The organism is Nocardioides sp. dk884, from assembly GCF_009557055.1.
Lineage (GTDB): Bacteria > Actinomycetota > Actinomycetes > Propionibacteriales > Nocardioidaceae > Nocardioides.
In genome coordinates this window covers 593,582-605,938 of the sequence record NZ_CP045649.1, presented here as the reverse complement: position 1 = coordinate 605,938, position 12,357 = coordinate 593,582, and the positions used below count along the sequence as shown (strand labels likewise).

Genomic DNA, 12,357 nt, shown 5'->3' with positions numbered 1-12,357 from the left:
ATGGGGTGGGCGCCCGCGGATCGCGGCGACCCCTCAGACGGGGCGAGCCGCGGTCGGCGGCGTCTGCGCGACGTCGGCCCAGACTTCCGTCATCCGCGAGATCCGACCGTCGCGGGCGGTGACGAAGCTCGCCACCTCGAAGCGGAGCAGCCGGTCCTCGGCGTACCCCGTCACGTGGCAGCGGGCGGCGGCCCGGTCGCCGACGCCGACCAGGTCCTCGAGGAGCAGGCGGTCGAAGCCCGGGTACTCGGCGTTGAGCCGCACCCACGACTCGCGGCCGAAGGTCTCCCCGGTGTGCACGTAGCGGCACTCGAAGTCGTCGGTGAGCAGCGGGACCAGCTCCGGCCACCGGCGGGCGTCGATGAGCCCGCACAACCGGGCCAGCAGGTCGGGGGCGTCCATGCCGGTCACCCTCGCACGCTGAGCGTCGCCAGACTGGCCTCCGGCTGGAACGACCGGGAGGGCTCGGTCAGCAATGGACGCCCACGACCTGCTTCCACGAGGCTCCTCCGGTTTCGACCTCGGTCCAGGGCACCCCCACCTGCACGGTGCTGACAGGCATGCGAGGTCCGCCTCATGCAGGTGCGAGCGCGCGTGACCGACCGCATGCCCAGCCACGAGCCCCAGCACCAGCGCGACGGCGGCGACGACCGCGGATCAGAGCAGGAACGCCGCCAGCACCGGGAGCGCCAGGCTGGTGGCGAGCGCGGTGAGTCCCATCGAGAGCCCGGCGAACGCGCCCTCGGTCTCGTTCTCGGCGAGCGCGCGCGAGGTGCCGATGCCGTGGGAGACCGCACCGAGGGCCAGGCCGCGAGCCCGGCGCTCCCGCACCCGAGCCAGGGTCAGCACCGCAGGACCCAGCACCGCGCCGACGATGCCGATCAGGATCGCCAGCACCGCGGTCAGCGGCGCGATCCCGCCCAGGCTCTCCGACAGCGCGAGCGAGACCGGTGTGGTGGCGGCCTTCGGCGCCATCGTGCGCTCGAGCACCTCGCCGCCGCCCAGCGCCCGGACCAGCAGCACGCCGGTCGTCACCGAGACCACGACGCCCACCGGGATCGCCACCAGCAGGGGGACGACGAAGCCGCGCAGGCGCGAGAGCTGGCGATACAGCGGTACGGCGAGCGCGACCGTCGCCGGCCCGAGCAGGAAGACCAGCACCTGGGTGCCGTCCAGGTAGGTCGCGTAGTCGATGTCCAGGGCCGTGATGGCGGCCGCGACCGTGATGATCGCGACCAGCGCCGGCTGGGCCAGCGCGTGACCACCGGTGCGGTCGCGCAGCTCGCGGCCCAGCCGGTACGCCGCGAGCGTGAGCAGCAGCAGGAAGACCGGGGACTCGAGGACCTCCCTCACGGCGCGGTCCCCTCACCCCGGTGCTCGCGGGTCAGCAGCTTCGCGGTCCATCCCACGGCCAGCAGTCCGGCCAGCCAGGAGCCGAGCATCGCGACGGCGATCGGCAGCGCGTCCTCGCGGATCACCGCGACGTAGGCGACCACCCCGACGCCCGCGGGCACGAACAGCAGCTGCAGATGGCGCAGCAGCCCGTCGGCCGCGCGCACCACCGTCGCGTCGTCGCCGGCGCGGCGGAGGACCAGGAGCGCCAGGAGCACCGCCATCCCGACGACCGGTCCCGGCACGGGCAGGTCGGTGAGGCGGACGACGACCTCCCCCACCAGCTGGCAGCCCAGCAGCCACATCAGTCCGTTCACCATCGCCGCCCATCCAAGCACGGGCCGAGGACGGCCCGACCACGGCGCGGGTCACGTCGCGCACCGCACCGGGTGCCTACGGTGGGGCCGTGCCCTCCCCCTCCGCGCGCCGCGTCCTGGACCCCGGCTCCCCCGACGTCGACGCCTACCGGTGGCTGACCGACCTGGTCGTGCCGCGCCCGATCGCCTGGGTCTCGTCGCTGTCGGCCGACGGGATCGGCAACCTCGCGCCGCACTCGTTCTTCACGGTCGCGTGCGCGCAGCCGCCGATCGTGCAGTTCACCTCCGTGGGCGACAAGGACACGCTGCGCAACGTGCGCGCCACCGGCGAGTTCGTCGTCAACCTCGTCAGCCGGCCGCTGCTCGAGGCGGCCAACGCCAGCAGCGCGTCGTACCCCCACGACGTGGACGAGGCCGACGAGCTCGAGATCCGCACCGAGCCCAGCGAGTGCGTCGCCCCGCCCCGGGTCGCCGCCTCCCCCGCCTCGATCGAGTGCGTGCTGCACTCCACGATCGGCCTCGGCGACTCCACGGTGGTGCTGGGCCGGGTCGTGCGGATCACCGTGCGCGAGGACGTGCTGGTCGACGACCGGCCCTCGATCGCGCTGCTCGAGCCGCTCTCCCGTCTCGGCGGCTCGCAGTGGGGCCTGCCGCCCGAGCCGGTTCAGGTACGCCGCCCGCGCTGAGCGTCAGCCGAGGTGCGCGCCACCGCGGCGGTGGCAGCCGAGCAGGTGCGGGTCGAAGATCCCGATCGCCTCCATCAGCGCGTGCATCGTGGTCGGCCCGACGAACACGAAGCCGCGCCGCTTGAGCTCCTTCGACAGCGCCAGCGACTCCGGTGAGGTGGTGGCGACCTCCTCGACGGTGGCCGGCGCCGGTGCGCGCTCGGGGGCGAACGAGGCGATCAGCGCCGCCAGCCCCTCCTGCGCGCGCAGCGCCACGGTGGCACGCGCGTTGAGGATCGCGGCGTCGATCTTGCGGCGGTTGCGCACGATGCCCGCGTCGCCCATCAGCCGGGTCACGTCGCCCTCCCCGAACCGGGCGATCGCGTCGGCGTCGAAGCCGCAGAACGCCGCCCGGAACGCCGGGCGCTTGGCCAGGATCGTCGACCACGACAGCCCCGACTGGAACGCCTCGAGCGTCAGTCGCTCCAGGTGCGCGGCCTCGCCGTGCACCGGGCGGCCCCACTCGGTGTCGTGGTAGTCGCGCATCGTCCCCGGGCGTCCCGCCCACGGGCACCGCGCGACGCCGTCCTCACCGACGACCGGGCCGGTCCCCGAGGTGTCCGCGCCCGCAGGTCCCGCCACGGCTCAGCCCCGCTCGCGCAGCCGCGCGTTGGGCAGCGGCGGCGCGGGGATCGGGGGCAACCGGTCGCCGACGACCACGCCGAAGCGCCCCGGGCGCACCCGTTGGGCGTCCGTGACCACCCCGTCGCCCGCCCGCACTTGGGCCTGCCACTCCTCACGGTGGGCGGCGATCTCCTCGTGGGAGCGACCCACGAAGTTCCACCACATCACGATCCGCTCCCCGAACGGCGTGCCGCCGAGCAGCAGCAGCCGGGTGGGGGCGTCCCCGGCGACGAGCGTCAGCCGGTCGCGCCCGGTGGGCACGTGCGCGAGCTCGCCGCGCTCGACCCCGTGGTCGTCCACCCGCACCGCGCCGGTGTCGACGAGGATGCCGTGCTCGAAGGCGGGGTCGACGTCCAGCTCGAGACGGGCACCGGGGCCGAGGAGCAGCTCCGCGCCGAGCAGCGGCGTGAACGTCGGCACCGGCGAGGTCGAGCCGAGCAGCGAGCCCAGGAACACCCGCGCCTCGTGCCCCTCGCCGCGCACCGGCTGGGGGACGTGGTGGACGAACCCAGGAGCGGTGTCGCGGTGCTCGGCGGGCAGCGCCACCCACAGCTGCGCGCCGTGCAGGGTGCTGGTCCCCGCCGTGGAGACCTCGGAGTGGCTGATGCCGCGCCCCGAGGTCATCAAGTTGAGCTCGCCGGGACGCACCATCGCGTGGTGGCCGGCGCTGTCGCGGTGCTCGATCTCGCCGGTGAACAGCCAGCTCACCGTCTGCAGACCGGTGTGCGGGTGCGGGGCGACCTTCATCCCGCCGCTCAGCGGGACGTCGTCGGGGCCGTAGTGGTCCAGGAAGCACCAGGCACCGATCAGCGAGCGGCTGCGCGAGGGCAGGGTGCGCCGCACGCGCATCGCGCGCGGCCCGCCGAGCGGCACCTCGCGCGGCGCGAGCACCTCGATCGTCTGGTCCCCGACTCCGGTGCTGGCGCAGGTCACCAGGTCGGGATCACGCTCCTGGTTGGTCACCGGCCCATCGTGGCACGGCTACCGTAGACCGGTGCTCGAACGCGTGCCCGCCGCCCTGGAGTCCCTGCTCGACGTCGCCACAGCTGCCGCGCCCGCGGTGCTCGACGACCCGCTCGCCCGGTCGCTGCTCGTCAGCGACCTCGACCTGCCGTCGGTGTCGCGCGAGGACGGCGGCGTGCCGGTCAGCGTGGTGCTGACCGGCGGCGCCGGTCAGGTGGCCGGCCCGGCGGCGTACTGCACGCGGAACGGGCTGGCGCTGAGCGCCCTGGTCATCACCCTGCGCGACCCCGGCGACCTGGCCGGCAACGCGCGCCGGGTGGTGGCGGCCGTGGACGCGGCCCGCGCGGAGGGGGCGCTGGCCGACGACGCGACCGTGCAGGTCGTGCTGCCCGCCGAGGACCCGACGTACGCCTGGCTGGCGGCCGCCGACGAGGTCGCCGGCGCCGAGCTCGGCCTGCGCCTGCCGGTCGGCGGGCCGGAGCGTCCCCCGGTCGCCCCCGCCACGCTCGCCGCCTGGATCGACGCGGCGCTGGACCGGGAGACGGCGTTCGCGGTGGCCGGCGCCGGCACGGCGTACGGCGACAGCGGGCGAGGCGTCCTGGCACTGCTGCGCGCGACCCTGGCTGCCTTCGACGGCGCGGCGCGCGGCGAGGTGGTCGCGCTGCTCGCTGACCCCGCACTCGCCGACCTGGACCTCGACGAGCTGGCCCGGGCCCGTCGGTGGTGCACGTCCGTGGAGTCCGCCGACCTCGCCGCCGTGCGCGAGGACCTGCGCGGGCTCGGGCTGCTCGAGCGAGCCTGACCGGGCTGGCCATGACCCGGGCCGCAACCGCTGCGTGAGCGGGACGGCAGGCGCCACGAGGCGGCGTCCGGACACCGCGCGCCGGCCAGCGGATGCGGGCCCACCAGGGCCGGCACCCGGTGGCGGACTCCCCACGTGGGCACAGCCGTGACGCTAGGCGCCGGCACCGACACCGCGGTGAACGCACGGTGGCCACCGACCGGCGGATCGGCGACGACCAGGCTCGGGAGAAGCCGCCCGAAAGCGTCACCCGCCCGGGGCCGCGCCCGTAGCCTGCGCGGATGCAGCTCGGCCAGCACCCCGCCCCCACGCACACCGTGGCGCACTTGAGCGACCCGCACCTGCTCACCGGCGGCGTGCGGCAGTACGGCGTGGTCGACACCGAGGCCGGGCTGTCGCGTTCCCTGGAGCGCCTGCGCCTCCTCGACCCGGTCCCGCAGGCACTGGTGTTCACCGGCGACCTCGCCGACCGGGGCGAGCCCGCGGCGTACGCCCGCCTGCGCGAGCTGGTCGAGCCGGTCGCCGCGGAGCTGGTCGGGCCCGACGGGCGCGGCGCCGAGGTGGTCTGGGTGATGGGCAACCACGACGAGCGGGCGGCGTACTCCCGCGGGCTCTACGACGCCGAGTGCTCGCGGCCCCAGGACCGGGTGCACGACGTGGCCGGCCTGCGGGTGGTCGCGCTGGACACGAGCGTGCCCGGCTACCACCACGGCGAGCTGGACGAGGAGCAGCTGGGCTGGCTCGCCGAGGTGCTGGCCACGCCCGCGGAGCACGGCACCCTGCTCGCCCTGCACCACCCGCCGGTCCCGGTCCCGATGATGGCGGCGGCCGCGATCATCGAGCTCGCCGACCAGCACCGGCTCGCCGAGGTGATCGCCGGCACCGACGTGCGCGGCATCCTCGGCGGGCACCTGCACTTCACGACGTTCTCCACCTTCGCCGGCGTGCCGGTGTCGGTGGCCTCGGCGAGCTGCTACACCTCCGACCCCGCCCCGACCGGCCGCTTCGTCTCCGGCGTCGACGGCAATCAGGCCTTCACGATGGTGCACGTGTACGCCGACCGCCTGGTGCAGACGGTCGTCCCGCTGGCCGAGGCGCCCGAGGTGACCGGCTATGCCCCCGACGCCGCGGAGCAGCTCGCGGCGCTGACGTCTCAGGAGCGGCGCGAGCTGCTCTCCCGCAAGGACTCCCCCTTCAACGCCGAGTGGGAGGACCACACCCCGTCTCGGTGAGGCTCTCCGGCGCCTGGCCCGAGCCCCTGTCGACGGCGCCCGCCCGGTGCCACACTGCCCAGATGCGTCAGGAGACACAGGCCCCGGAGATGCCGTGCGCGTCGCCGGTCCGGCTAATCTGTCCAATGTCTTGCAGATTAATCGACTAGAACGGACTACGCGACATGGCTGACCCGCGCCGCTCCCGCACCCACCGACCGACCGTCGCGATCGTGGGCGCCGGTGCCGCCGGGTCGCTCGTCGCCCTCCACCTCACCCGCACCGCCGCGCGGCGCAGCACCGGCGTCGACATCGTCCTGATCGACCCGGCCGACCACCGTGCGCGCGGCGTCGCCTTCGGCACGACCGACGACCAGCACCTGCTCAACGTGCCCGCCTCCGGCATGACGGCGCTGCCGGAGGACCCCGGCCACTTCGTGGCCTGGCGCCACCGCGAGGACCCCGACGCCACCACCGACCCCTACGACTTCGCGCCGCGGCGTCAGTGGTCGCGCTACCTGGACGACACCCTGGAGGAGGCGCTGCGGGGCGCGCTGGGCGAGGTCGGCGTACGCCACGTGCGCAAGCAGGTCGTCGGCGTGCGCCGCACCGGGACCGGGGTCGCGCTGCGCACTGCGGACGGCGCGGAGGTCGCCGCCGACGCCGCGGTGATCGCGCCCGGCCTGCCCGCGGCCGGCCACTCCTGGGCGCCGCCCTCCCTGGCGGCGTCCGCCTTCTTCGTCCCCGATCCGTGGGCGCCCGGCGCGCTCGACGTCGTACGCCGCGACCGCGCGGGCCTGCCCGAGGTGCTGCTGGTGGGCGCCGGGCTGACCATGGTCGACGTCGCGTTCTCCCTGACCGACGAGCGCAACCGCCCGGACCGGGTCGTGCACGCGATCTCGCGCAGCGGCGAGCTCCCCCGCCCGCACGCGCCGCGCCCGCTGCTCGCGGCGATCCCGGACATCTCCGACTGGGGCAGCACCCTCGAGGAGGTCCGCGTCGAGGTCGAGCGCCACGTCGCGGAGGTCGCGGCCACCACCGGTGACTGGCGCCCCGCGATCGACGGCCTGCGCTTCCGCGTGCAGGAGCTGTGGAGCCGCTTCAGCGACGAGGACAAGCTGCGCTTCCTCGCCGAGGACGCCGGACGCTGGAACATCCACCGCCACCGCATGGCCCCCACCAGCACCGCCCGGATCGCCGGCCTGCGCGAGGACCGGCGCCTGCAGCTGGCCAGCGCGCGGGTCGTCGACGCCGAGCCGCTGCCCGCCGGCGGGTTGCGGGTGACGCTGTCCGACGGCACCTGCCGCGAGGTCGGCTGGGTGGTCAACTGCACCGGGCCGCAGACCGACCTGCGGCTGCTGGGCAACCCCGTCATCGACGACCTGCTGCGCGAGCGCGGGGGCGCGTCGCTGGCCACCGCCGACGTCGGCGGGCTCGGCGTGCGCACCCGCGAGGGTCGCCTGCTCGCCTCGGACGGTGAGGTCGACGCCCCGTTGTGGACGCTGGGCGCGCTGCGGCGCGGCGAGCTGTGGGAGACCACGGCGGTGCCGGAGATCCGGGTCCAGGCGGCCGCGGTCGCCCGCGACGTGCTCGACGCCGTCGCCCCGCTCCCCCGCCGGTTGGCCGACGGGCGCCTGGTCGGCGGGCACCACCCGGTGGCCCGTCCGCGCGACCCGCTGGGCCTGCCGCTGTCGACCACCACCGAGGCGGCTGCGGCGTACAACGCCGGGCTGGAGCGGGTGATGCGCCTGCAGGACGGCGCCGAGGCCCTGCTGCGCCAGGCCACCGAGCTCGACCCCGGGTTCGCGCTGGGCCACGCGGCGCTGGCGATGCTCGGCCACGAGGCCGGCGCCGACGCCGACGTGAAGGCCTCGCTGGACGCCGCCCGCAAGGCCGTGCGCCAGCGCGGCGACGAGCGCGAGCGCAGCCTCGTCGACGTGGTCGGGCTGCGTGTCAAGGACGTGCGGCGCACCGGCGCCGAGGCGCTGATGAACCACATCGCCGCCCACCCCCGCGACGTGCTCGCGGTCTCCGCCGCCGTCCCGACCATCGCGTTCTCCGGGGTCACCGACGTGCAGCAGGAGGCGTGGGACCTCGTCGAGGGCCTGGCCCCGGCGTACGGCGACCACTGGTGGTACATCTCGCTGCTCGCCTTCACCCGCCAGGACCAGGGTCGCTTCGAGGAGGCCGGGCTGCTGGCGGAGTCCGCACTCTCGTGCGAGCCGTCCTCCGGGCACGCCGTGCACGCCCAGACCCACGTGCTCTACGAGACCGGCCAGCACGAGCCCGGCCGGGTCTGGCTGGACCACTGGGTCGCGGAGAGCGGCCGCGGCGCCAGCCACCGGGCGCACTTCTCCTGGCACGCCGCGCTGCACGAGCTCGCGATCGGCGACACCGAGGCGGTGCGCCGTCGCTACTACTCCCAGCTCGCGCCGCCGGAGGTCTGCGGTGTCCGGGCGCTGATCGACTCCGCCTCGCTGCTGTGGCGCTGGCGGGTGACCACCACCGACTGGGACGGCGCCGTGGCTGCGGCGCTGCCGGGCGCGCCGGCGGTGTTCGCCGGCGAGACCGCGCCCCCGCCGGTCGAGCCGGTGCTGGCGGCCGTCGACGCGGCACTCCTGACCCGCCCGCAGACGCCGTTCGTGGCCCTGCACGCCGCCATCGGTCTGGCCGCCGCCGGCGAGACCGCCCGGCTCGACGCGCTCGCGCGCCAGTGCCGCCGCTCCTCCGACGCGGTGCTGCGCGGCACCGTCGCGACCGTCTGCGACGCCCTCGGCGCCGCCGCCGAGGCGCAGTGGGGTCGGGCCGCGCAGCTGATCGAGGACGTGCTGCCCGCACTGGTCCGCGTCGGCGGCTCCGCCGCTCAGCGCGAGGTGGTCGAGGAGACGCTGCTGCTCTGCCTGGTCAACGACGGCCGCGCCGCCGACGCCGCCCGGATCCTGCACGAGCGGCTGGACCGCCGCCCCTCGCCGCTGGACCTGCGCCGCCAGGCCTCGCTGCGCCCCGCCCCGGACCGCGTCGGGAGCTGACGCCCACCGCGCTCAGGACACGGCGGGGAGCGCCGACGCGGGACGCGCCATCGCCTCGGGATCGACCTGTACGCCGTGCACGCCGACCTCGGCGAGCATGCCCCGGAGCGCGGACAGGCCCATCGCGAGGCGCGGCTGCCCGACACCCAGGGCCCGCTCGAGCGCGGCCACGGAGGCGAACGCCACCCCGGTGCGTACGCCGTCGGGTCGGCGCGCCAGCACCAGGGTGGCCACCCCCGATGCCGCGTGGTGGACCGGGACGAGCAGGACCGAGCGAGGAGAGCTGTTCACGTCCCTCACCCTGCCGAGGCCGGCGGGCGGCCGGTAGTGGTCGAGGCGCCAAGATGTCGCCAAGGCGCGTCAGTTCGCCGTCAAGGTTCGGTTCGCGCCCTATCGCCGCCTCGCGCGGCGCCGCAGCATCGGCGCATGACCGATGTCGAGCTCCATGACCTGCTCAGCTCCACGACCCGCGCCTTCGAGAAGACGCTGCACGCGGTGCTCGACGGGGACAAGCCCGCGGCGCGCCAGGTGCTGCGGGGGTCGCCCGGACGGCGCCGGACGCGTGCCGTCGTCACCGACCTCGTGCGCGCCCAGCCGCGCGTGCCGATGCCCCGTCTCCTGGACGAGCTGCAGTTCGTCGCTGACCTCGGCCGGGTCGGCGACCTCGTCGACCTGCTGGCGCGGCACGTGGTCGGCGGCGGGGACACGGTGCCGCTGACGCCGGCGCGACGCATGGAGGTCACGGTCCTCCTCGATGCCGGCGCCCGCCGCCTGCGCCAGCTGGGCGACGGCGCCCTTGGCCCGGACCTCGCGCCGGAGTACCGCAGCTGCGGCAACGCCCTGCGCGAGGTGGCCGCCCGCGGGTCGGGCGACCGCTCGGCCACCCTGACCCTCTGCGCCGCCCTCGCCGTCGCCCTGGCCGACGCCTCGCGCCATGCGAGCCGCGCAGCGTGACGTGGAAGCAGGGCTCCCGAGCAATTGCTAGGTTGGCGCCTCGCGAGGCGGATCCGCTGCCCGCGCCGTACGACCAGGAGAGCGCCATCACCTCGCCGACCAGCACGCCGACCAGCACCCCGGCCCTGCACTCGCTGACCTTCCGGCTGAGCTACGCCGACACCGACCCGGCGGGGATCCTCTACTTCGCGGCGTGGTTCCCCTGGATGGAGCGGGTGCAGAGCGAGTGGTTCCTGCTCAACGGCCTGCGCCAGGACCAGCTCAAGGACCGGCACGGCTTCTGGACGGTCACCTGCCACACCGAGTGTGACTACCTCGTCGCCGTCGGGTTGTTCGAGGAGATCCGTGTCGAGCTGCGGCTGGGGCGGGTCGGTCGGGGCTCCTTCGACATGGTCCACCAGATGGTGCGCACCCGTGACGACGTCGTGGTCGCCCGCGCCCTGATCACGATCGTGACCGTCACCCCCGAGGGTTCGGCCCGGGCGATCCCGCCGTTGCTGCGCGAGCACCTGGACAGCTGGGCGCAGGGAGTGCCCCTCGTCGAGCTGTCTTCGGCGACCACGGGGCAGGGGCCCGGCTGAGCGCCGGACCCCCGTCCCGCCTCCTCAGGCGTCAGGGAGGCTGTCGAAGAAGTCGCAGTTGTGCTCCTCCCGCAGCCCCGTGACCACCCGGATCCTGGGCGCCAGCTTGAGCGCCCGGTCGCCGGCCACGGTGTAGCGCGGCCAGCGAACCTCGCCTCGCGCGTTCGGTCGTCCCGTGCGCGCGAACGCCGCCCAGTAGTCCTGCATCGAGTGCGCCAGGCGCCGCTCGCGAGCGCTCAGCGGCCGGTCGCCGAGGGTGAAGTCGAACAGGTAGGCCAGCTCGGCGCTGTGCGCGCTGGACATGTCGGTGCCGGCTGGCTGGAACCCGAACAGGGTCGGGCTGGTCGGGTCGTCGAACTCGTAGCGGTAGACCGGGACCCGCTGGCCGGCGAACAGCCGCGCGTTGGTGTCCATCGTGCAGCCGGCGCCGGCGTCGGTGCGCACGGCGGCCAGGGCGTAGAACGGCTTCTCGTAGTCCTCGGCGGGGTACTCCTCGAGCACCATCCGCCCGGCCTGCTCGCCGAACTGCGCGATCACCATCGCCTCGTACTCCTCGGCGCCGATCGCGGCGTACTGCTGGTTCTGCAGCTTCTGCTCCCAGCGGGTGTTGCCCATCAGCACCGGCACCTTGTGCCAGCGACCGCCGGCGATCGCATCCCCCGGGGCTGCCGGGAGCGCCGCCGCGCCGACGTACGCCGCCGGGCGGTTCGTGGCGAACTGCTGGACCATCGCGGCCGGCCAGGCGTGGCGCAGGCACCGCAGCTGGTCCGGGCCGGCCGGGCAGCCCAGCGCTGCGGCGTACGCCTCGCTGCGCTGGTGCGCCTCCTCCGCCGTGGTGCCGCCGCCCAGGCAGGGTGAGCTCTGCATGACGGCCCGGTGGAACATCCCGCGAGTCAGCGGCGTCGCCAGGAGGTTGCAGACCGCGCGCGACCCGGCGGACTGGCCGAAGATGGTCACGTTGCGACGGTCGCCACCGAAGGCGCCGATCGACTTGCGCACCCAGCGCAGCGTCTGGACCTGGTCGAGCAGGGCGAAGTTTCCGCCGGTGGCCGGATTCTCGGCGTCGAGACCCGGCAGCGCGAGGTTGCCGGACGCGCCGAGCCGGTAGTTCGTGCTGACCACGATCACGTCGTTGCGCTCGGCCAGGGTCTGCCCGCCGTAGAGGACGCCCGATCCCTGGGTCCCGGCCCCGCCGTGGAAGAACACCATCACCGGCAGCCGCCGGCCCGCCGGGACGCGCGAGGGGCGGTAGACGTCGAGATAGAGACAGTCCAGGCTGGTCGGCTGGCTGTTCTTGACCCCGGTGGGCTCGAACTGCAGGCAGGCGGCCTCCTGCTCGGTGGCGTCGCGGACCCCGCGCCACGCAGCAGGCTCGACCGGCGCCTTCCACATGCGCCCGTAGACCGGGGGCTTGGCGAACGGCAGCCCGAGGAACGCCTGGGCGCCCCCGACGGACCTGCCCCGCACCGCGCCGTACGGCGTGCGGACGACGAGGTCGGCGGCCGCCGCGCTCGTGGCGCTGCTGCGCTCGCCGGACGCGGGTCCGGCCAGCGCGGAGAAGGTGGTCGCGACGACGGCGCCGAGCGCCAACGCCGTGACCCAGGAGCGCCGCCTCGAGCGGCCGGTGCGTGCGCGCACCACGGGTGGACGGGTCATGAGGACAGCTCCCTTGCTTCCTTCCCCGAGACCGGGGAACACCGAGACCGGACCGGCCGAGCGCCACCAGCCGGGCAGCGGGAGCCGTGGCCCGACGGTGCCA

Annotated in this window: 13 protein-coding genes; 6 read left to right on the top strand and 7 right to left on the bottom strand. The window is 75.2% G+C overall.

Annotated elements, in window-relative coordinates; genetic code table 11:
* Positions 1-33 precede the first annotated feature (33 nt).
* The 3 genes from GFH29_RS02920 to GFH29_RS02910 all read right to left on the bottom strand — a co-directional run bounded on the left by GFH29_RS02920 (position 34) and on the right by GFH29_RS02910 (position 1,712).
* The gene (locus GFH29_RS02920; protein ID WP_153321971.1) at positions 34-402 is read right to left on the bottom strand and encodes a nuclear transport factor 2 family protein; all 369 of its coding nucleotides are present in this window, start codon (positions 400-402) and stop codon (positions 34-36) included.
* 255 nt (positions 403-657) lie between these two features.
* Complete coding sequence (locus tag GFH29_RS02915) at positions 658-1,353, bottom strand: LrgB family protein (RefSeq protein ID WP_153321970.1); 696 nt, start codon at positions 1,351-1,353, stop codon at positions 658-660.
* On the bottom strand, positions 1,350-1,712 hold the full coding sequence (locus GFH29_RS02910; RefSeq protein WP_153321969.1) for a CidA/LrgA family protein: 363 nt from the start codon (positions 1,710-1,712) through the stop codon (positions 1,350-1,352). The genes GFH29_RS02915 and GFH29_RS02910 overlap by 4 nt, the downstream gene beginning before the upstream one ends.
* Positions 1,713-1,798: 86 nt before the next feature.
* Here GFH29_RS02910 and GFH29_RS02905 point away from each other — a divergent pair, with 86 nt between their 5' ends.
* Positions 1,799-2,395, top strand: coding sequence for a flavin reductase family protein (locus GFH29_RS02905; protein ID WP_228387727.1), 597 nt, complete (start codon positions 1,799-1,801; stop codon positions 2,393-2,395).
* 3 nt (positions 2,396-2,398) lie between these two features.
* Here GFH29_RS02905 and GFH29_RS02900 read toward each other — a convergent pair whose 3' ends face one another.
* A complete protein-coding gene (locus GFH29_RS02900) occupies positions 2,399-2,920 on the bottom strand; it encodes a DNA-3-methyladenine glycosylase I (protein WP_153337159.1) in 522 nt (173 codons plus the stop codon).
* A 99-nt stretch (positions 2,921-3,019) separates the two neighbouring features.
* A complete protein-coding gene (locus GFH29_RS02895; protein ID WP_228387726.1) occupies positions 3,020-4,021 on the bottom strand; it encodes a pirin family protein in 1,002 nt (333 codons plus the stop codon).
* Between the two features lie 31 nt (positions 4,022-4,052).
* On the opposite strand from GFH29_RS02895, the gene GFH29_RS02890 reads away from it, so the two are divergent.
* The 3 genes from GFH29_RS02890 (at position 4,053) to GFH29_RS02880 (ending at position 9,063) form a co-directional block, all read left to right on the top strand.
* Positions 4,053-4,823, top strand: coding sequence for a hypothetical protein (locus GFH29_RS02890; protein ID WP_153321967.1), 771 nt, complete (start codon positions 4,053-4,055; stop codon positions 4,821-4,823).
* A 281-nt stretch (positions 4,824-5,104) separates the two neighbouring features.
* The gene (locus GFH29_RS02885; RefSeq protein WP_153321966.1) at positions 5,105-6,055 is read left to right on the top strand and encodes a phosphodiesterase; all 951 of its coding nucleotides are present in this window, start codon (positions 5,105-5,107) and stop codon (positions 6,053-6,055) included.
* A 164-nt stretch (positions 6,056-6,219) separates the two neighbouring features.
* Positions 6,220-9,063, top strand: coding sequence for an FAD/NAD(P)-binding protein (locus GFH29_RS02880; RefSeq protein ID WP_153321965.1), 2,844 nt, complete (start codon positions 6,220-6,222; stop codon positions 9,061-9,063).
* A 12-nt stretch (positions 9,064-9,075) separates the two neighbouring features.
* Here GFH29_RS02880 and GFH29_RS02875 read toward each other — a convergent pair whose 3' ends face one another.
* The gene (locus tag GFH29_RS02875) at positions 9,076-9,354 is read right to left on the bottom strand and encodes an SAV_915 family protein (protein WP_153321964.1); all 279 of its coding nucleotides are present in this window, start codon (positions 9,352-9,354) and stop codon (positions 9,076-9,078) included.
* A gap of 135 nt (positions 9,355-9,489) precedes the next feature.
* Between GFH29_RS02875 and GFH29_RS20410 the strand changes: the two genes are divergently transcribed.
* Both GFH29_RS20410 and GFH29_RS02870 read left to right on the top strand, forming a co-directional pair.
* Positions 9,490-10,017 carry a hypothetical protein gene (locus GFH29_RS20410; protein ID WP_194288902.1) on the top strand — a complete coding sequence of 176 codons (528 nt, stop codon included), beginning with the start codon at positions 9,490-9,492 and terminating at the stop codon, positions 10,015-10,017.
* A 32-nt stretch (positions 10,018-10,049) separates the two neighbouring features.
* On the top strand, positions 10,050-10,598 hold the full coding sequence (locus GFH29_RS02870; protein WP_194288901.1) for an acyl-CoA thioesterase: 549 nt from the start codon (positions 10,050-10,052) through the stop codon (positions 10,596-10,598).
* 24 nt (positions 10,599-10,622) lie between these two features.
* On the opposite strand, the gene GFH29_RS02865 is transcribed toward GFH29_RS02870, so the two are convergent.
* The gene (locus GFH29_RS02865; protein ID WP_153321962.1) at positions 10,623-12,254 is read right to left on the bottom strand and encodes a carboxylesterase/lipase family protein; all 1,632 of its coding nucleotides are present in this window, start codon (positions 12,252-12,254) and stop codon (positions 10,623-10,625) included.
* Between the last annotated feature and the right edge of the window lie 103 nt (positions 12,255-12,357).

What these genes read in the sequence shown, in the direction of transcription:
- GFH29_RS02920 (WP_153321971.1), bottom strand. Translation starts at nt 402, where the DNA reads ATGGACGCCCCCGACCTGCTGGCCCGGTTGTGCGGGCTCATCGACGCC.
- GFH29_RS02910 (WP_153321969.1), bottom strand. Translation starts at nt 1,712, where the DNA reads ATGGTGAACGGACTGATGTGGCTGCTGGGCTGCCAGCTGGTGGGGGAG.
- GFH29_RS02900 (WP_153337159.1), bottom strand. Translation starts at nt 2,920, where the DNA reads ATGCGCGACTACCACGACACCGAGTGGGGCCGCCCGGTGCACGGCGAG.
- GFH29_RS02885 (WP_153321966.1), top strand. Translation starts at nt 5,105, where the DNA reads ATGCAGCTCGGCCAGCACCCCGCCCCCACGCACACCGTGGCGCACTTG.
- GFH29_RS02880 (WP_153321965.1), top strand. Translation starts at nt 6,220, where the DNA reads ATGGCTGACCCGCGCCGCTCCCGCACCCACCGACCGACCGTCGCGATC.
- GFH29_RS20410 (WP_194288902.1), top strand. Translation starts at nt 9,490, where the DNA reads ATGACCGATGTCGAGCTCCATGACCTGCTCAGCTCCACGACCCGCGCC.
- GFH29_RS02865 (WP_153321962.1), bottom strand. Translation starts at nt 12,254, where the DNA reads ATGACCCGTCCACCCGTGGTGCGCGCACGCACCGGCCGCTCGAGGCGG.